General features: G+C 53.1%; 20 protein-coding genes. 11 read left to right on the forward strand and 9 right to left on the reverse strand.

Annotation, left to right across the window (positions count from 1 at the left end; translation table 11 throughout):
- Positions 1–92: 92 nt before the first annotated feature.
- Entirely contained in the window at positions 93–581 is a 489-nt protein-coding gene (locus IAE39_RS02710) for a hypothetical protein (RefSeq protein ID WP_201199148.1), read from the forward strand.
- Positions 582–621: 40 nt separating this feature from the next.
- Here IAE39_RS02710 and IAE39_RS02715 read toward each other — a convergent pair whose 3' ends face one another.
- Positions 622–828 (reverse strand): hypothetical protein, encoded by a 207-nt coding sequence (locus tag IAE39_RS02715; protein WP_161871117.1) that lies wholly within the window; start codon positions 826–828, stop codon positions 622–624.
- Positions 829–830: 2 nt separating this feature from the next.
- Positions 831–1,250, reverse strand: a complete 420-nt coding sequence (locus IAE39_RS02720) for a hypothetical protein (protein ID WP_201199149.1) — start codon at positions 1,248–1,250, stop codon at positions 831–833.
- Between the two features lie 465 nt (positions 1,251–1,715).
- On the opposite strand from IAE39_RS02720, the gene IAE39_RS02725 reads away from it, so the two are divergent.
- From IAE39_RS02725 to IAE39_RS02735, 3 genes are all read left to right on the forward strand, one after another.
- A complete protein-coding gene (locus IAE39_RS02725; RefSeq protein WP_201199150.1) occupies positions 1,716–2,354 on the forward strand; it encodes a hypothetical protein in 639 nt (212 codons plus the stop codon).
- A gap of 44 nt (positions 2,355–2,398) precedes the next feature.
- Positions 2,399–3,214 (forward strand): inositol monophosphatase family protein, encoded by an 816-nt coding sequence (locus IAE39_RS02730; RefSeq protein WP_201199151.1) that lies wholly within the window; start codon positions 2,399–2,401, stop codon positions 3,212–3,214.
- 216 nt (positions 3,215–3,430) lie between these two features.
- Entirely contained in the window at positions 3,431–3,586 is a 156-nt protein-coding gene (locus IAE39_RS02735) for a type II toxin-antitoxin system Phd/YefM family antitoxin (protein ID WP_201199332.1), read from the forward strand.
- 56 nt (positions 3,587–3,642) lie between these two features.
- Here IAE39_RS02735 and IAE39_RS02740 read toward each other — a convergent pair whose 3' ends face one another.
- Complete coding sequence (locus IAE39_RS02740) at positions 3,643–4,197, reverse strand: hypothetical protein (protein WP_236548367.1); 555 nt, start codon at positions 4,195–4,197, stop codon at positions 3,643–3,645.
- Between the two features lie 239 nt (positions 4,198–4,436).
- Here IAE39_RS02740 and IAE39_RS02745 point away from each other — a divergent pair, with 239 nt between their 5' ends.
- On the forward strand, positions 4,437–4,910 hold the full coding sequence (locus IAE39_RS02745) for a helix-turn-helix domain-containing protein (RefSeq protein WP_201199152.1): 474 nt from the start codon (positions 4,437–4,439) through the stop codon (positions 4,908–4,910).
- Positions 4,911–5,225: 315 nt separating this feature from the next.
- On the opposite strand, the gene IAE39_RS02750 is transcribed toward IAE39_RS02745, so the two are convergent.
- Together IAE39_RS02750 and IAE39_RS02755 are read right to left on the reverse strand one after the other, a co-directional pair.
- A complete protein-coding gene (locus IAE39_RS02750) occupies positions 5,226–6,017 on the reverse strand; it encodes a hypothetical protein (RefSeq protein WP_201199153.1) in 792 nt (263 codons plus the stop codon).
- A 58-nt stretch (positions 6,018–6,075) separates the two neighbouring features.
- The gene (locus IAE39_RS02755; protein ID WP_201199160.1) at positions 6,076–6,936 is read right to left on the reverse strand and encodes a WYL domain-containing protein; all 861 of its coding nucleotides are present in this window, start codon (positions 6,934–6,936) and stop codon (positions 6,076–6,078) included.
- A 123-nt stretch (positions 6,937–7,059) separates the two neighbouring features.
- Between IAE39_RS02755 and IAE39_RS02760 the strand changes: the two genes are divergently transcribed.
- Together IAE39_RS02760 and IAE39_RS02765 are read left to right on the forward strand one after the other, a co-directional pair.
- Positions 7,060–8,235 (forward strand): metallohydrolase, encoded by a 1,176-nt coding sequence (locus IAE39_RS02760; RefSeq protein WP_201199161.1) that lies wholly within the window; start codon positions 7,060–7,062, stop codon positions 8,233–8,235.
- Positions 8,232–10,511: a Mov34/MPN/PAD-1 family protein gene (locus IAE39_RS02765; protein WP_201199164.1), complete on the forward strand. Its 2,280-nt coding sequence runs from the start codon at positions 8,232–8,234 to the stop codon at positions 10,509–10,511. Before IAE39_RS02760 ends, IAE39_RS02765 begins: the two co-directional genes overlap by 4 nt.
- A 195-nt stretch (positions 10,512–10,706) precedes the next feature.
- On the opposite strand, the gene IAE39_RS02770 is transcribed toward IAE39_RS02765, so the two are convergent.
- Both IAE39_RS02770 and IAE39_RS02775 read right to left on the reverse strand, forming a co-directional pair.
- Positions 10,707–11,216 (reverse strand): GNAT family N-acetyltransferase, encoded by a 510-nt coding sequence (locus IAE39_RS02770; protein ID WP_201199166.1) that lies wholly within the window; start codon positions 11,214–11,216, stop codon positions 10,707–10,709.
- 497 nt (positions 11,217–11,713) lie between these two features.
- Complete coding sequence (locus IAE39_RS02775; RefSeq protein WP_201199335.1) at positions 11,714–12,028, reverse strand: hypothetical protein; 315 nt, start codon at positions 12,026–12,028, stop codon at positions 11,714–11,716.
- Between the two features lie 190 nt (positions 12,029–12,218).
- Here IAE39_RS02775 and IAE39_RS02780 point away from each other — a divergent pair, with 190 nt between their 5' ends.
- Positions 12,219–12,845 (forward strand): histidine phosphatase family protein, encoded by a 627-nt coding sequence (locus IAE39_RS02780; protein ID WP_201199168.1) that lies wholly within the window; start codon positions 12,219–12,221, stop codon positions 12,843–12,845.
- Between the two features lie 18 nt (positions 12,846–12,863).
- Positions 12,864–13,196 carry a DUF7693 family protein gene (locus IAE39_RS02785; protein WP_201199170.1) on the forward strand — a complete coding sequence of 111 codons (333 nt, stop codon included), beginning with the start codon at positions 12,864–12,866 and terminating at the stop codon, positions 13,194–13,196.
- 448 nt (positions 13,197–13,644) lie between these two features.
- Here the strand turns inward: IAE39_RS02785 and IAE39_RS29580 are convergent, their stop codons facing one another.
- Together IAE39_RS29580 and IAE39_RS29890 are read right to left on the reverse strand one after the other, a co-directional pair.
- The gene (locus tag IAE39_RS29580; protein WP_442968416.1) at positions 13,645–13,863 is read right to left on the reverse strand and encodes a hypothetical protein; all 219 of its coding nucleotides are present in this window, start codon (positions 13,861–13,863) and stop codon (positions 13,645–13,647) included.
- A 231-nt stretch (positions 13,864–14,094) separates the two neighbouring features.
- Entirely contained in the window at positions 14,095–14,226 is a 132-nt protein-coding gene (locus IAE39_RS29890; protein ID WP_268934101.1) for a hypothetical protein, read from the reverse strand.
- 146 nt (positions 14,227–14,372) lie between these two features.
- On the opposite strand from IAE39_RS29890, the gene IAE39_RS02790 reads away from it, so the two are divergent.
- Positions 14,373–15,359, forward strand: coding sequence for a tyrosine-type recombinase/integrase (locus IAE39_RS02790; RefSeq protein WP_201199173.1), 987 nt, complete (start codon positions 14,373–14,375; stop codon positions 15,357–15,359).
- 24 nt (positions 15,360–15,383) lie between these two features.
- Positions 15,384–16,013 carry an HAD family hydrolase gene (locus IAE39_RS02795; protein ID WP_236548368.1) on the forward strand — a complete coding sequence of 210 codons (630 nt, stop codon included), beginning with the start codon at positions 15,384–15,386 and terminating at the stop codon, positions 16,011–16,013.
- Positions 16,014–16,113 lie beyond the last annotated feature (100 nt).

Raw genomic sequence — 16,113 nt, forward strand, 5'->3', positions numbered from 1 at the left:
CACCACAGTTGCCAACAGCCAATCACACACATGACTGCCGAGCACGCAAGGTGGTAGCCTGCCAACCAGAATCTAGGCTCAGGTGCCAACCAATGTTTTTGAAACGAATAGCTGAATGGCTCTTCCCTGATAAAAGATCGCAGCGCGAAAAGGATCAGGAGGATAATTTCATTCAGGCAGTGAACAGCCTCGAGACGCTTTCGACGACTGAGCGTGGAGGCATGTCGATTGATGCTGAGGAGCTGCGTGACATTATCATGGCCTCATACTGCAAGCGTGGATGCCAAGACGAAGCACCACATAAAGCGGCGAACACCCTATCTAAGCACACCGAGACCATCCAACAGATAAGTTGGCGTCGACTAGCTAACGGTTCATCCGTGCAGTACATCTGCCTGCAGTCGATCACAACTGGTGACTATGCCGTAGCGTGCGCAAGTTTGTTCAGCGACAGAGAAAATCTACCGTCCCGCCTAGATATAGACGTAAATAAGCAGGTGGCCGCCACATTAACGAGCGCCAATCTTCAATGGCACAAAAGCATAAAAGATGCGATGGATGCCTGGGATCGAGACCTTTAGTAAATCGCGATCCTTGACAGAGGTCAGCCAAGCAGAGGCATCAGTGCACCCAAAATCCCCAGCTTGGAGGATTGTCAACGATATCTATGGAGGTAGTTAGTTCGTACTCCATATCGGATAACACTCGCTCAAGGTGCGGGTGATCTCTGGACTCTCGCAGTGCTTGCACCAATTTGAGCAGTTCCCTTCCTTGGTCGACAGGCATCTTGATGTCGCAGTAAACAGTGTCATCTCTTTCATCAGCCATGCTTAATCTCCTGATCCGTCAATAGCCTGATCTTTGAATATGGCAGCTCGATGAGTATCGACAACCTGCATCTCTAGTGCCCACTCCTTCAAGAATTTCTGCCAGTCCGTTGCATACATTCCGTCTACCAGTCGCGTGGAACCGATGCTTGCTTGGAGAAAGCGCTCTCGCCATGGTTCTGGAATTTCATGCTCGAGAACAATTTCTTTTCCAGAGGGATGGCGGCGGATCGGCACGAAGCGTGGAATTTCTTCCAGCGTCAATACAGGATCGAGAACAGGCTCGCCCCGCTCTTCAAGAGAAATACTGTCGAGGAGCACTATCAAAGAGGGCGCATCAGGGTGACCTGGTTCTAGTGAGGCTAACCTCCAGAGCGTCTTGCGCCTGGCTGCTTCTCTGATGCGGAGATTTTCGTGTCTCATGTTGTTGGTCTCCAAGTTCTTCGCACTACATATGGGAGGCTTGTTGCGTGCCGCCACGACGGACGGCTGTCGTAAACCGAGCCCCGCTATGCGTGTCTCGGCCCTCCGGGCGTCCATCCTCACGCCTGACGCGCTCCGCTTGCCGCGAGCGCTGGTGCTCAACTTATCTCATGGTCATTGTCGGCAAGCTAAGTATGCCATTTCAATTACTGGGCCACATTAATAGTCCGCTCTCGACTATTGCCCAAGCAAACTCAACACCAACTAAGAGTATGCCAGTCGCATACCCTTAAAGTGTGCTGGACAGCCTCTGCCATGAGCGTGATAGGCTTGCCCAATCGGTCAGCCTGGATCGAGCGGTCGGCACGCATAGGTCACTCACAGGTTCAACATCCTACGCTTCGCAATTCATTCGACATATGTCGCTGCGGGCAGCCGACACCGCTCAATCATTGGAGGATGACCATGCGAATCTCTATTTTTCCGCAGGATGTAAAATCTGGCAAAGGCGTTCTACGCCTAGCAAAGCTTCTACAGCGTGATTGGCCAGGCGAGAATCGAATCGGACTTAGCGCCGCTCAGAATCTCATTAGCCGTTGCCTTGGCTATGCGAACTATCACGATGTCAGGATGAGTGTAGGCAGCTCGAAGTTTGAGTTTGCAACCCTAGAGGAACTGAGGGCGCAGAGCTTTGAGGTCATCAAGGCTGAGGTCGAGAAAGCTTGCCCCTCCCAAGAAGTAAAGTTTGAAAAACTGCTTGAGCGGATTAGCACATGGCCTTTCATTGGCCTACAAATTTTCACAAACCCCTTTTTTCACTCCAGATCTCCAGCACCTGAGAAGCAAATGCTAGAGTCCTTGCAAATGACCGCTTACTACCTGAGTAGCTATTCCAATAACGCCGATGTCATGCCCATTCGCGATAGGATAGAGGCTATGCTAGGGCACAAATCGACCGACATGACGAGGCTTTATTCCCGTACGCCGATGGGTGCCTGTCGGCGTGATAATTCTGAACGCAAATTTGAGTTACTGAGTGGGTCTACTGAGTGCCTGAATTGCGGGCCAAGCATTATCACAACTAGCAAATTTCCAGCTAAATGAAGGGCAGTCGTACGGGCCGAGCATCGTCTCGGCCCACTGGGCGCATGGACACACAGAACATTCTTCCCTTAGTAATTACAGCTGTTGAGCTAGCTGGGGCCCTCCTCGCAGCTGAGTACATGCGTCCTAGTGGGCCTAGAGGTTTCGGGGACAAGGCAGAGGTAGACGTCGAAATTGAGGATGTGCTGCGGACTGAGCTCCTACGCGTCCTTCAATGCGATTTCTGGGGCGAGGAAACTGGGCATGTACTGACCGGCGATCCTTTCTGCTGGGTCGTAGATCCTAATGATGGTACCAGTGACTTTCTGAAGGGGCTCAAGGGCTCGGCAGTGTCTGTTGGACTGCTGCATGACAATAAGCCGGTGCTGGGCGTGGTGCATGCTCCAGTCACTCCTGAGGGTGCGTCGGATTGCATCGCTTGGGCTGCTGGTATGGATCATTTGCTGAGAAACGGATCGCCCGTGTACTTGGATCTGACCAAGCAGCGGCTGTCCGAATCGAGCCTTGTAATGGTCAGCTCGGCGGCCGGCAAGAAGCCACAGGTAAACCGAGAGCTATGTGCACCTGGTGATTTTTACCCTATGCCGTCGATTGCTTACAGGCTGGCCAAGGTGGCGGCTGGGGACGGAGTCTGCGGTGTATCGCTGTGTCCTGTCTCCGCTCACGACGTCGTAGCGGGTCATGCGTTGCTGATGGGCGTCAACGGTGTGCTGGTTGACGAGGATGGAAATCCAATCAGGTATCAAACAGAGGCCGAAATGCTTCAATTATCTCAACGATGCTTCGGCGGAGCGCCAAGGGTGTGTGCCGATCTGGTTGCTCGAGATTGGAGCAAGGTCTTTGCAAAAGATGCCCATTGATGAGCAACAGCGCAGTTAGCAGGATCTGAATATCCTTTAAACCTAGCCTTTCGGCTCTGTAGCGTGCCGCCTCTGGCGGATGGCTGTCGTGAACCGAGCCCCGCCAGGCGGGTCTCGGCCCTGCCGGGCTTCCATCCTCACGCCTGCGCGCTCCGCTTGCTGGGAAGGTGCCGGGGCCGCCATGCAGGAGAATGACGAGTGCTGACCATTATTCCCATGAGCCAAGCTGGTAGACGTCTCAGGCGCCTGGTAGCGCTAGTTGCCAAGGGACACACTTTTATCATTACCAAAAACGGCAAGCCGTTAGTGTTGCTGGACGCGCCCGAACCATCCGTTAAGCAGGAGCAGGAGCCAGGCAGCTATGAGACATAGTGAATCTGCAAATCCGGATGCGGCTGTAAACGTTTCCTGTAACCGCTGCGGTTATCTTACTTGTGAAGCTTGCTGAATCGACTCGCTAGCGTCGCAGGTTCCATCACGACCCAGCTCTGTGGGTCAGACGTGCATTTCACCATTCGCCAAGCGGCATGAAGGAAAAACGCCGCCGCCAGGCCACCCTCAACTAATGCCCATGTCGTTATCTGTGAGATCTCAACACCTCTGAAACCGAGGAAGTACCCTACAAAAACGGTGGCGAACCACCCTAGAACAAACACGACGGCAAAAGCTATCATCGCGTAAAAGGACAAGTAAGAAGGAACCTGCCACCGATATTTAGTAGCAAAATCTTTCACGCCCTTAGTGTTCTCAAATCCGTAGAGAACTCCAAAGTTTTTCTCTTTTTTCTTGGAGTTTTTAAAAATCGTATAAAGCGTGACGTTATCCCCCTCGTTTAGCTCTTCGTAAAACTCAGTCTCCATTTGAATGTTGGGGATTTTTTGCCCATCAAGGCTAACAGTCGCTTTGACCCCTTTGCTCATTTGATAAGTCACATTGATGTAATCAAGCTTCCCGGAGACTTTCACGCAGTCAAATTTAATCACTACATATCCTATGTATTCAGGGCGCAGTTCCCCGCTGGCGTAAAGCTGGAGCAACTGCGCAGGTGACACTAAAAAACAGCGGTTATTAGACCCTCACATGGATCAGCTTCCGCCTGTGGGAGCTAAGGCAAGGCAGGTCGCCTTCCGCAGGGGGATGTCAACCTGCTATCCCGACGTGGAATATATTCCGTGGAATGGAATTTAGCAATTGTGGCCTTATCCTCATTTTTGAGGTTTGAATGCAGGCCAAGGAATCACTCGCCGCCGTTCTCCGCGCAATGCGGCTTGCTCGCGGCCTGAAGGCGGAGGATTTCTCCTCTCGCATCGACCCAAAGCACGTCAACAACCTTGAAAATGCTAAGGTTACCCCCTCGATGGACACGCTTGAAGCCGCTGCAAGCATTCTTGGCGTGAGAGCTATGTCGCTCCTTCTGCTCGAAACCAGCTTGCGCGAAAATGTCACTCCTCAGGATTTGCTAAGGGAGCTTTCCGATCAGGTAGAAGAGCTGTCTACCCTTGGCATAATCACTTCCGCGATGGCCCAGTTGGAAAATGGCAAGCTGATTGCTCGCCGATCTGGCGCCCAGGTCTCCCAGGGAAGGCTGACTGCCGTGCTCGCGTGCAAAGCTTTAGGCATGACTCAGGTTGAAACTGCCAGAAAGCTAGGGGTGCCAACCACTACGGTGAACCGCTACTGGCACAAGGCTGACTGAGGTAGCTCAGATCTCATTCAGCATCAGGAGAAAGCTCGAAGTGATTCGCTAGTAGCCGGCCAAGACACTTGCCCACGCACAGTACCATTGCTACCCGGAAGATTTCAGTAATCCGCTAGTGGGATATGTATCTGGCATTAAAATCTCAATTTGAGGAAATGACCTGTTGATCTGCACGCCCAAAGCCCGCAGACAAGAGCCAGATATTACGAGCGACATCCCTGAAACTGTTTGATGGCGGTTTTGGGGTTTTAACACCAACTACAGCCCATGTGGGAGGGAGAAAATGATCAAGAATGCCGCCCCCCGCCTAGTTCATGACTCCACCTGGGTTTTAGCCGGCTGTTTTCTTGTCCTTGGATTTGGCAGCGAACCAAGACATTCGAACAGACGCTCCGCGTAGACAAACCCCATACGCCTGACCGCATCCTTGTCGAAGTAGAATAACCAGGCCATCAAAAGCGCCCCGGATATCAGGATTGTAAGTCCTGCGGCAAGTCCCGGATCTGCTAGGTGAATAGGCTGAAAATGCGGTGCTTTGACCCTAATTACTCCCGCAATCAGTCCGCCATACCCTAACCCGCAGAGGCAAGATAAAATACCAACAGCCTTCATCGCGACCATGTTTCGATGAAAACCGTAGGCAATATTTTCCTTTAGCAGGAGGTTTTTGTTCCCACGAGTTAACTCTCTAAGGCGCTTGGTCGCACCTATATAAATGTCGTCAGCTTTCGCAGGGTCAGCTTTTTCATCCTGTGGACTAGGCATGGCGATGCCCAGCTTAGATGAGATTTGTTGGTGATATCGCTGCTTGCTGAGGCTATCCAGAAAATTATCACTGTGGCGCAAAGCTAGAGTGGTAGGCATCCCGCCCCATTTAGCGAGCAGCTTTTCCTCCAGCTTTTTTCCTCGACCACGCGCAACGCTCGCTAACGCATAGATCGCGCCACATCCGCCCAAGAGCCCAATAACACTGGTAAGTACCGGATGCTTAGCCCCATACACGCAAAGTAATGGCACAAGCAGTGGCAATGAAACTAGAAGGCCTGGTATCACTCTAGCCTTCCGCTCGTAAGGATCTTTTACCAGCTCTAATATCGCAACCATTTTTATTCCATCAATTATATTTGCCAATACAGTTCTGAATCATTGCACACAGCTTAGCTTACTCCCCCAACCACCCACTGCACTCTTGTTGATTTAGAAGCACCAACTGCTGAGCTTTCGGATCAGGATTTTGGCTTCTAAGACCCAGTCTTTGCAAAAGATACCAAAGCTGAGATTGCCGGGTAGTTAAGATACTCTGGCCATCCTGCATTCCATAATCCAACTCGATTGCCCGACGTCTCCCCTCATCCAATTGAGGGTTAGCTCCAATTATCACGTTCACATAGGTATGCCACATCTTATCGAACGGCGGCGCTGATGGCATATCCTTCGAACTTAGCGAAAGTATTCTCGCAAGAACAAAATCAATGTGTTTGCTTCGTCTGAAGCAGTAAGCTCGCATGTGCCATCTATATCCATCAAACCCTAAGGCATGCGGGGCAACTGTTCTCACAGATGGATCTGGCCCACTCATCGACTGATAGTTAATCTCGAGAGCATCCTCACGTTTGATCGCTCTGAGAATTTTTATTAAGGCCAACTTATCAACCAAGCGGATTGGATTAGGCACCGAGTCCATCGGAGGCGCCCAGCCGATGAAGCTTTCTGCTTCATCGATTACACCCATCTCCCGTGCAAGAAGCTCATCCAGATAGCGTAATCCGTCATCAGGGGCAAACTTTGGAGTGAACGTATCCGTGGCTACGTACGCTTTCACATTCTTATCGTAGACAGCATTTCCAGGTGCCTGTTCGAGGTAGCTCGCGAAGTCGATAGACGCTTGCGGCGCTGAGATTCCAAAGAATTCCAGCAGATCAGCTCGATTTACCCTCCCTTCCCACAAAAGCCTGAAGTCGATGAACTCCAAGCGTCGCATCTGCCCCCAGCGGCCTGCTTTTTTCGGTCGTTGGTCGGTCATCATTTTCTACCTAACGCTATGAGTGACCCGATCATAACACCACTAAAAACTAGACTCATCTACTTTTTATGAGTATCGTGCTGCCGTCACGACGATCCGCGTCTTCTTTTGGGGGGGTGTTCCATGGCTGGACAAATTGCGTTTTTCCCGGTGGGTAACGGCGACATGACCATGGTGCGGCTTGCTAACACCGACGCCACCACCATCATCATCGATGTCCGTATCCGCCAAGCGGCGGATGATCCAAACGATGAGACGCCGGACGTTGCGGGAGAGCTGAGGAAGCATTTACTTACGGACGGCGATCAACGGCCCTACGTCGATGCGTTTCTTCTCAGCCATCCTGACGAGGATCATTGCCTCGGTGTACGCAAGCATTTTTGGCTTGGGCCGATTGAGGACTACCCAGACGATAAGAAGCCGCAAGCTGAAAAACGAATCGTGATCCGTGAGATATGGTCGTCTCCCATGATTTTCCGGAGACGCAACTCACTCGGTCTGACGTTGTGCGATGACGCCCAAGCCTTCCATGTTGAAGCCAGGCGTCGAGTGCTTCGCTGGAAAGAACTTGGCTACGCACTGGTGGGTAATGCCGTTCGCGTTTTCGGCGAGGATGAGGGAGGGAAAACAGACGACATCCAGCCAATCTTGGTGAAGACCGGTGAGACATTCTCGACCATTGGCGGACACACCTATGGTGACTTCTTCAGCGCAACACTGCTGGCGCCTATGCCGAAGCAAGATGACGACACAGAGAAAACTCTTTCGAAAAACCACTCTAGTGTGATTTTGAACATCGAATTGGCTCCGTCGTCATTCAGCAGAAATAAAACTCGCTTCCTGACTGGTGGCGATGCCCATACCTCTATCTGGGAGCGAATTTGGGATCGCTACAAAGACACTCCTGAAGTGCTGGAGTACGACTTGCTCCAGGCGCCACACCACTGTTCATGGCACGCCCTTTCCCACGATAGCTGGTCGACCTATGGGGAGGATGCGGAGGTATCCAAGGACGCGAGATCTGCGCTGGGTCAGGCCCGTGAAGGTGCGATAATCGTCGCTAGCAGCAAGAAGGTGCTTGACGACAAAAACGACCCACCCTGCATCCGCGCTAAGCGAGAGTACGAATCCATTTTGGATGACGTCAATGGCCTATTCCTGTGCGTGGGTGACAAAGCCAAGCCCGAGACAATTCGGTTCGAGATTACATCATCTGGTTTGGTGAGGGCAGCAGTCGGGATTGCAGCGGCGAGCAGTGCTGTTGCAGCGGCGGCGCCTAGGGCAGGAGCAAAGAAGTGAGCCTCAATCTGATCGAGTGGGGCACCACACTCGCAGAGGGTGCGCAGGCACTGTCACTACCCTTGTCTAAAGAGGTTTATCGGGCATGCGAAAGGCATGAATACTTCCAGATCCAGGAGGTTCGGTCACTTTCAGACGGCGCAGGCTTAACCGAGATAATTGTGGTTAAGGCCGGCGACGGCTCGGTCGGCGCCCACAACCCAAACGGGATCTTGCGCAAGGAGTGGCTTGCGCTCACTGTGAACATGCAGGAAGACCCACCCGTTGGAGTGAGAGTTTTAAGGAAAGAGTTCCCAGTCCTAGGTCATCAAAATTACACACGTACTGGTGAGCCCCTTTCCTTATGCCTGTACAACAGTACCTGGACAGAGATTCAGCGCTCATGGACACCTCAAAAGTTTCTCGCTCGGGTGCTTTGGTGGTTAAGAGAGTCAGCGGAAAACTCGCTCCACCAAGGCGACCAGCCGTTGGAACAGCTGTTCTTCAATACACCGTTTCAAATAATCTTGCCAGCCAGACATGCCCAGGAGTCTTTGAATACTGCCCGCCGCTTGATTCTTGTGGAAGCCGAGTCAGGTAGCACTGAGGTAACCACTTACCTTGGATACTACGTAGATGCAAGCGCAGCAACAGCTTTGGGAATGAAAGGCATACCTACCCTTCGTGTTAACTTGCCGCCCGTTGAAAGCTCGCGCGTCGAGCGTTTCCCAGCGACCCTCGGCGACCTTGAACAATGGGTGAAAAAACGTGGGGGCTCCTTCTTTGACGAGCTTGCCAAAGCAATCAAACAGTTACTTGCGGTCACTGATCTTTCATCCAAGGAACAGCGTCCAAAATGCGTCCTGATTTTGCTATCTGTTCCTCGGCTCCGTAACGGCAAAGTGGATAAGGTTGACGACCTTGCTTACTGGGTCACCAGTTCACTGCTAGAGCTCGGTGAAGCTTGTGGTTTATTGTTTTATGATCAATACCAAGGTAAGTGGAGCGCCATCGAACTTGTAGGCCATGCACTAGAGGAACGATGGAAAGCGATATCGATTCTTCCGACTCAATTACGATATAAGCTGGACAAGCCGCTCATCCGGTCACTGTCACGGCTAGATTCTACGAGTTCTGAGTTTCAAGGTATTGTAGCCGGTGTTGGTGCTCTTGGCAGCGCCATGGTGGAAATTTGGACAAGAGAGGCTTGGGGTCAATGGACTTTGATCGATCCGGATCAAGCCATGCCCCACAACCTGACACGACACATCATTCTGGATCCATCGATCGGGGCCCCGAAAGTTAAAGCTGTTAAAAATATCCTGGATCAAATATTTCCTGAACAACCACCGCACGTGGCGATTGATGCTAGCGTTGTCGATGAAAATGTGGACATCTCGGCAGCACTAAACCATGCAAGCTTACTGGTGGACGCCACGACAACGTTGCACGTGCCGAGAGAGTTGGGTGAACGTAGCGGAACCCCTCGTACCGTAAGCGTATTCCTATCTCCTTCGGGGATGAGCTCAGCATTGCTTCTTGAAGCCTATGACAGAGGCATCCGCATATCGAGTATTGAAGCACAATACTATCGTGCGATACTCGAATCGCCTTGGGGTGAACTCCACCTCGACGGCCACAGCAAAGGTGAATGGGTTGGGAATGGGTGTAGAGATATTTCGCTTCAGCTTTCAGTCGAGCTCATTCGCCTTCACGCATCATTGCTAAGTCGTCAGGTAAGGCTTAGTCATGCCAAGCCGGAAGCGAGAGCGTGCGTTTGGGAGGTAGACGACGAAACCGGCGCGGTCGGGGCACACGAAATAACTATTTTTGCTTCGAAGGAGGCACGTTCGGACGGCTGGACAGTCCGCTGGGATGAAGGATTTATTGAACAAATCCGCAGCCTTAGATACCAAGCACTACCGAATGAAACGGGGGGAATCTTGCTTGGTTACACTGACCACCAGTTAAAAACGATCAGTATTGTCAAAGGCATGCCAGCTCCTCCCGATAGTATATCCACACCTACATCCTTCATCCGAGGATACGAGGGACAGGAAGAAGTGTTGCTTGAGACTCGCCGAAGAACGGCTGGGATTGTCGATTACATCGGTGATTGGCACTCTCACCCACCCAGGCACTCGTCCCGCCCAAGCTCAGATGATATGAATCTACTAGCATCTTTAGCCCTGACAATGGCAAATGATGGATTGCCAGTTGTCATGTTCATCATGGGAGAAACCGATTGCACAGTCTCTATCGGATCATGCTTTGAAGAATTCATGGATAAGCCATGAAAGCGGCAACGGCATGTCCCTGATACCGATGCCTCTACTGGAAGAAGCGACCTAATTATTGGCACGCCCGAAGCCCGAAAAAAAGAGCCAGAGACTTCGAGCAACACCCCTAAACCGCCCTCGGGCGGTTTTTCTCACTACACTTCAAAACCACCTGCAGATGGTCTGCGTAATGTGGCGAGCGCTACGCTCCGACTATCCCACCCACGGGAAGCAACCTTTCACCACCCCCATTTGGTGCCAGGTGCTGATGTCATCGGAAGTCATCGCCTCAATATATCTGAAGCCTTTATCTTTCAAACGGTCAACGTATTGATCCCTGCACCGCAGGCGAACACTTTCTTTACCTAAGCTCTCAAAGTGATCGAAAGCACGACCTAGCAAAGTTCCAATTGAGATAACCTCGCTACCAGGATCATCAACCGCAACTGATCTGATATGAGCATATCGTGCGCTTGGCCCTTGATTGCATTGATCCCTGAAGCCCTCTTCCGTGATGAAATCGTCATCCGAATGGCCAAAATGAACAAAACCTACCAAATCTCCATCCTTTTCTAGGACGAGGAAATTTTCAGGTCGCTGTTCAATCCATTCTTCAAAATCGTCCAGTGTCGCCGTCCCATCACCCAACCAAGAGCGATGCTCAATGCGATGACAATTCAGCGCGTCGCTAGGTGTAATGGTGCGGATTTCGTAATCGGACATGTCAAAGCCTTGCTGAGGATCGAAGGCGTAATGGTAAATCGCCAGCGCGCTAAGCGCATCAGCTGAAAGCATGGACAAGCAGGTGCTGAGGCTAAGACAGGCAATCGGCTGAAAAGCTGGACGCTGCGAGAGCGCATTCGCGAGGGTAATGCGGGACGTAGGGTAACGATGTTGGGTGGAAACCTTACGCCAAATAAGCTCTCCACCTACCAATTCTGGCTATGTACACGGCTACTGTTCAACCAAGGCAAAGACCTTCAGCAGAAACAGATACGTGCGGCTACCGGCAGGGCTGGAACATCCAGCAGCTGCTGCGTAACGCGGGAGTCTCCCTGTACGGCTTAGATCCAGTCTTCTTCGCGATGGGTCATTTGTGTGCTCCAGAGAGTGGTATCGCCTCTACCCTAGCCTACGGATCGAAAGGTTTCAATGGCCTCGCAGCGCTCGGCGCCCCGAATCGCCATCGAGCGGGCACGCCTATGCCTCAACATGGCAGATCACGATTTTAACGACGTGAACCAATCCGCATAGGGCGTGTTGGTGACCTTGTGCCGGTTATAGTCAGGACTACCGTCAGTCCACCAGACGGGGCCTCGCTCTCCCAAGGCTATCTTGGCGATGTTAATCGCCTCCCTTGCGGACTTGAGGGCGTTATCGTCCAGATCAGATTTCGCCTGCTTCACATCTCGCCTGGCGCGCATGAGCTCCTTCACAAGCTTCTGGCGCTCCTCGTCAGGCAAGGATGGGTTGGAGCAACGCCAGAGCCTTTTGTTGACAAGGAAATATCGGCCATCCGGTGTTATCGGATACATCGCGGTTGTCTCCGCATTCGAGTCCTGAAGAGATGACTCATCATCCTTGGTGCTCGTTTCAAACGGTTTCACAAGGGCATGGGCGTCCAAGGTCTCCTGGCAAGCAGGACTGACCAAGGTCAGAATCTGCATGTGGCAAACCTGGCACAGGCGAGTCAGCAAGATCCTATTCAGACAAGGACGATCATCAATGCAACGAGTCAGGTTTGTTCGACATGGCGAGAGTGCGGCTAACGCGGGCCATCCGAGCCGTGATCATGAAAGCATCCCTTTGACCGCCCTCGGCTTGCATCAGGCACAGACGGTGGCCAGGTCATTTTCGACTGCTCCTGACCTTATTGCCGCCTCACCCTTTGCACGAGCGCAGGCCACAGCCTTAGCAACAGCAGCTGCCTTCCCCTGCGCGCCTGTTGAGACTTGGCCGATCCAAGAGTTCACGTATCTGGAGCCTACTCGCTGCGTCGACACTACAGTCGCTCAGCGGAAGGGCTGGGTAGATGAATACTGGCTGAAAGCTGATCCCGCACATCGCGACGGATGCGGCGCAGAGTCTTTCCTGGATTTTGTCGCTCGAGCGCAGGCCTGTCTCTATCGAATCGCTGAACATTCAGCCGCAGAAATCATCATTTTCTCCCATGGGCAGTTCCTGAACGCAATCGCTTGGCTGCTGGAAACCAAACCTCAGATTATCGATGGACGTGCCATGGCTGACTGGCGAAGATATGAAATAGATAATCACATCCCGAACTGCTTTGGTTTCTCCATTTCGAGGAGCGTTCCCGACGCACCTTGGGCACTCGGCAAACGCAATTACTGAGGAGCTAGACTGGCTTTTATGGGACTCAACGACTCCGACGATACATCTCCAAACGAGCTCACGGCACGGGAGGTTTACCAGGTGCTGCGCGAAGTCGTGCTTGGACGCCGGGGAATGACGAAGGTTGGCTCACAGACGTGGGACGACGTTTACGCCTGCCACTTTGAAGTGGATGTGGAAGGGTGGCGCATCTCGATTTACAACGATTGCGATGAGCTCGACTACTGCGAACAGGCGGCGAGCCCAGGTGGGCAGCGATGGAATTTTGATCCAGGCGCTCGGACAGATCCAATTGCGCTGCTATCCGCTTGGGAGCATCAGAGCCTGGAGCGCATGTTAAAAGCGCTCTAGAAGCCCTCTGGCGCGCCCCGTTGGGGACGGCTGTCGTAAACCAAGCCACTGCGTGGCTCGGCCCTCCGGGCTCCCATCCTCGCACCTCCGACCCTCCTGGTCTGCGCGCTCCGCTTGCTTATTGATTCGAACGCATTACCTAGGCTGCAGCAGAGGATATGATTGATGTTGTTGCATCCCACCAGCAGGGCATCTCAGGGCCCACCTATGACCACAGACCCGAGTAAGGGAACCGATAAGCAGATCTCTGATGCATACGAACGTAAGCGAAATCGCGAGCGGCCAGCATTCTTAAGACAAGAGACGCTTGATCGCATTGCCAGTGATCACGCAAAAGAGCTTAGGGAGCTCGGTTCGCGTCAGGAGAAGCGTTGATGAGCCTCTGCTAACCCACTTCAATTGGCCCGGGAAGCCGAAACTGCAGCCGTCCTCCGAGCTAGACGCTCCCCTAATGACACCCAGGAGTTGGGCCACCGAGCGCACCCAGCTGATAGTCCGTCACTGCTTGAAATTGGTGCTCAGCAATTAGCCGTAAGCGCTCCAGTTCTGCACCTGTCACCCCTCCCGCTTCGGCTTCGTGATACCGCCTCATAGCCTCCACGGCCTGGGCGTACATGGGGTCGTCTGGCATCAACGCTCTGCTGAGATCCTTCCGCTTCATCGTCATTTCGCTCACGTCGGGATAGGAGGACTTGTGTCGATAACGACCACTTGATGCTTTTCGGGATAAGGATCGTCAGGCTCCCCGAGGAACCAGCTCAGCGACTCATAACCCATGATTCGTCCTTCGCGGACGACGTCTGAATAACACGCAACAGCGTCTTCCAATGCCGAGCAATCGGATCTTGGAATCAGAACAGGCAGCTCAGGATCGTATTTTCGGAGCTCCTCTATCAACTCACCCACGTTCACACTGTTGTCCTCGAATGCTGGCCATGTGCAGGCCGATGGTGATGTCATTCAAGGTATATGCCCAGTCCTGAACGTCAAGGTCACCACTCCCCTCGCTGGACAGTTCGAAGACCGACATGATAGTTTCCCGCGACCGATGTATCTGGATCGGGCGGTCGGCTCGCGAAGGCCTCAGTGCCACAGGTTGTTATACCCTTCTCAACGCACGCATTTCGACAATAGTCAGCGGGCAGCCGACGCCTCGACGTTATTGGAGAACTGCCAATGCGCGTACCAGTACATCCGAACGACCTCCTCCGTAACACTGGCCTGAAAAAGATCGCCAAAGACCTGCAAAAGCTGTGGCGTGGCCCAAACCCACTCACCCACACATCAGCCCTGGAGCTTCTTGCCCAAGGACTTGGCTACAGCGGCTACCAGGATCTCGCGGCTTCCGCGACAGAGCAGATGCCAGCAGGTACCTTCCCAAGTCAGTCTGCCGTGAAGCAGGCCCTGATGCTCTCCATCAAAGCGGCTATGACACCCAGCGACTGGTTTTCCTCAGACCAAGCGGCGATGGCGCAGATGATAAAGTCGCTACGCTTTCGCGCCCTCTCGGCCTTCAAGGTACCGAGTAGCGTTTTCCAGCCGCCACGTCATGGTGAACCGTCCAGTGGGTCGGATATGCGGGTCTTGAGGGATCGAATGGCGAGGTCAGCACAACAGCTCTCCTCCCAATTGCTAACCGGTGAAGAACTCGAAGCTCTCAGCAGGGCCATCACGGCCACGGAGAGCCTGCGTGATCAGGCACTGATGAGCTGCATGATGGCCGGACTGCGGACAGGGGAATATCTAAGGGCGAGGCCCAGCGACTTTTCTGTAGATCAGGAGCGCTCCCTCTTTGTTTCTCGTGGCCCCAAAAAAGCGCGAGTCACAGTGCCTCACAAATACTGGACACCCATCAGCCGCTTCATCACTACCGCGAACCTGGAAGAGAACGCCCTTCTGTTCCAATCCAAAAGAAGCCCAGACATTTCCATGTCGCCTTTGGCCCTCAGAAAAGTGTGCGAAGCTTGGGCAGATAAAGCTGGCATTGATCCAGCCAAAGTCAGTCCTCTCACGATTCGTATGTCCGTAAAGTGGAACGCAGCTATGAAGGTGGCCAGCGGGGTTAATCCGCTTTCAAGGGTGGAAATGCAAATGGGCCATTGGCCCGTATTGATGACAATGCGTTACCTGGACGGCACCTTGAAGACCAAGCGAAGTGATTGAAATGTGACGATCAGGGTGGGAGCGATGATGACCAAAACAGCCATATTTGATGCGTTCGGCACGGTTGTGCGGATAGGCCACAGAACGAACCCTTACGGCCAACTGCTGCGGGAAGGCATCAAGCAAGGCCGGCGCCCTCACTCTGGTGATGCACACGTCATCATGACGCTGAACCTGGATCTGCATGAGCTCGCCGTGCACCTCGGCATCCGGCTTTCAGAACCTCGGCGGGTCGAGATCGAGTCCGCTCTGCAGGCCGAGCTCAACTCCATCGAGGCATATCCCGATGCAATTGAGGCGGTCGCCATGCTCCGCGAGCGTGGCGTTGCTCTCGGAATCTGCAGCAACCTCGCCAAGCCGTATGGCACGGCAGTGCAGCGGCTGTTTCCGAGCATGGACGCCTATGCATTCAGCTTCGAGATCGGTGCTGCTAAACCCGATCCTCGTATCTACCAGGCCCTATTGGAGATGATTGACGCCAGGCCGGGGCAATCTGCCGTGGCAACTGCATCTGAGGCGTGGATGGTAGGCGACTCAGCCCGATGTGATCGAGACGGTGCCCGAGCAGTTGGCGTTAAAGGTCACTACTTAGATCGCTCGGGTGCTTCGCCCATCCAGGATTTGGTGCAATTTGCTCACCTCATCTTGGAGTAACCATGCAGCGGCGAGGACGCTTCAATGCTGAACCTTGCGCCTCTCATCTCTCCCCTGCTGATAGGCCTGGATGACCATAGGCATGCGGCAACAGCGTTCC

The organism is Pseudomonas sp. S37, assembly GCF_016658545.1.
Taxonomy (GTDB): domain Bacteria; phylum Pseudomonadota; class Gammaproteobacteria; order Pseudomonadales; family Pseudomonadaceae; genus Aquipseudomonas.

Excerpts from the sequence above, each read along its gene's own strand:
- IAE39_RS02745 (WP_201199152.1), top strand. The coding sequence starts at position 4,437 with ATGCAGGCCAAGGAATCACTCGCCGCCGTTCTCCGCGCAATGCGGCTT.
- IAE39_RS02760 (WP_201199161.1), top strand. The coding sequence starts at position 7,060 with ATGGCTGGACAAATTGCGTTTTTCCCGGTGGGTAACGGCGACATGACC.
- IAE39_RS02780 (WP_201199168.1), top strand. The coding sequence starts at position 12,219 with ATGCAACGAGTCAGGTTTGTTCGACATGGCGAGAGTGCGGCTAACGCG.
- IAE39_RS02710 (WP_201199148.1), top strand. The coding sequence starts at position 93 with ATGTTTTTGAAACGAATAGCTGAATGGCTCTTCCCTGATAAAAGATCG.
- IAE39_RS02755 (WP_201199160.1), bottom strand. The coding sequence starts at position 6,936 with ATGACCGACCAACGACCGAAAAAAGCAGGCCGCTGGGGGCAGATGCGA.
- IAE39_RS02735 (WP_201199332.1), top strand. The coding sequence starts at position 3,431 with ATGAGCCAAGCTGGTAGACGTCTCAGGCGCCTGGTAGCGCTAGTTGCC.
- IAE39_RS02795 (WP_236548368.1), top strand. The coding sequence starts at position 15,384 with ATGATGACCAAAACAGCCATATTTGATGCGTTCGGCACGGTTGTGCGG.
- IAE39_RS02775 (WP_201199335.1), bottom strand. The coding sequence starts at position 12,028 with ATGTATCCGATAACACCGGATGGCCGATATTTCCTTGTCAACAAAAGG.
- IAE39_RS02715 (WP_161871117.1), bottom strand. The coding sequence starts at position 828 with ATGGCTGATGAAAGAGATGACACTGTTTACTGCGACATCAAGATGCCT.
- IAE39_RS29580 (WP_442968416.1), bottom strand. The coding sequence starts at position 13,863 with ATGACGATGAAGCGGAAGGATCTCAGCAGAGCGTTGATGCCAGACGAC.
- IAE39_RS02730 (WP_201199151.1), top strand. The coding sequence starts at position 2,399 with ATGGACACACAGAACATTCTTCCCTTAGTAATTACAGCTGTTGAGCTA.
- IAE39_RS02785 (WP_201199170.1), top strand. The coding sequence starts at position 12,864 with ATGGGACTCAACGACTCCGACGATACATCTCCAAACGAGCTCACGGCA.
- IAE39_RS02790 (WP_201199173.1), top strand. The coding sequence starts at position 14,373 with ATGCGCGTACCAGTACATCCGAACGACCTCCTCCGTAACACTGGCCTG.
- IAE39_RS02750 (WP_201199153.1), bottom strand. The coding sequence starts at position 6,017 with ATGGTTGCGATATTAGAGCTGGTAAAAGATCCTTACGAGCGGAAGGCT.
- IAE39_RS02720 (WP_201199149.1), bottom strand. The coding sequence starts at position 1,250 with ATGAGACACGAAAATCTCCGCATCAGAGAAGCAGCCAGGCGCAAGACG.
- IAE39_RS02725 (WP_201199150.1), top strand. The coding sequence starts at position 1,716 with ATGCGAATCTCTATTTTTCCGCAGGATGTAAAATCTGGCAAAGGCGTT.
- IAE39_RS29890 (WP_268934101.1), bottom strand. The coding sequence starts at position 14,226 with ATGTCGGTCTTCGAACTGTCCAGCGAGGGGAGTGGTGACCTTGACGTT.
- IAE39_RS02770 (WP_201199166.1), bottom strand. The coding sequence starts at position 11,216 with ATGTCCGATTACGAAATCCGCACCATTACACCTAGCGACGCGCTGAAT.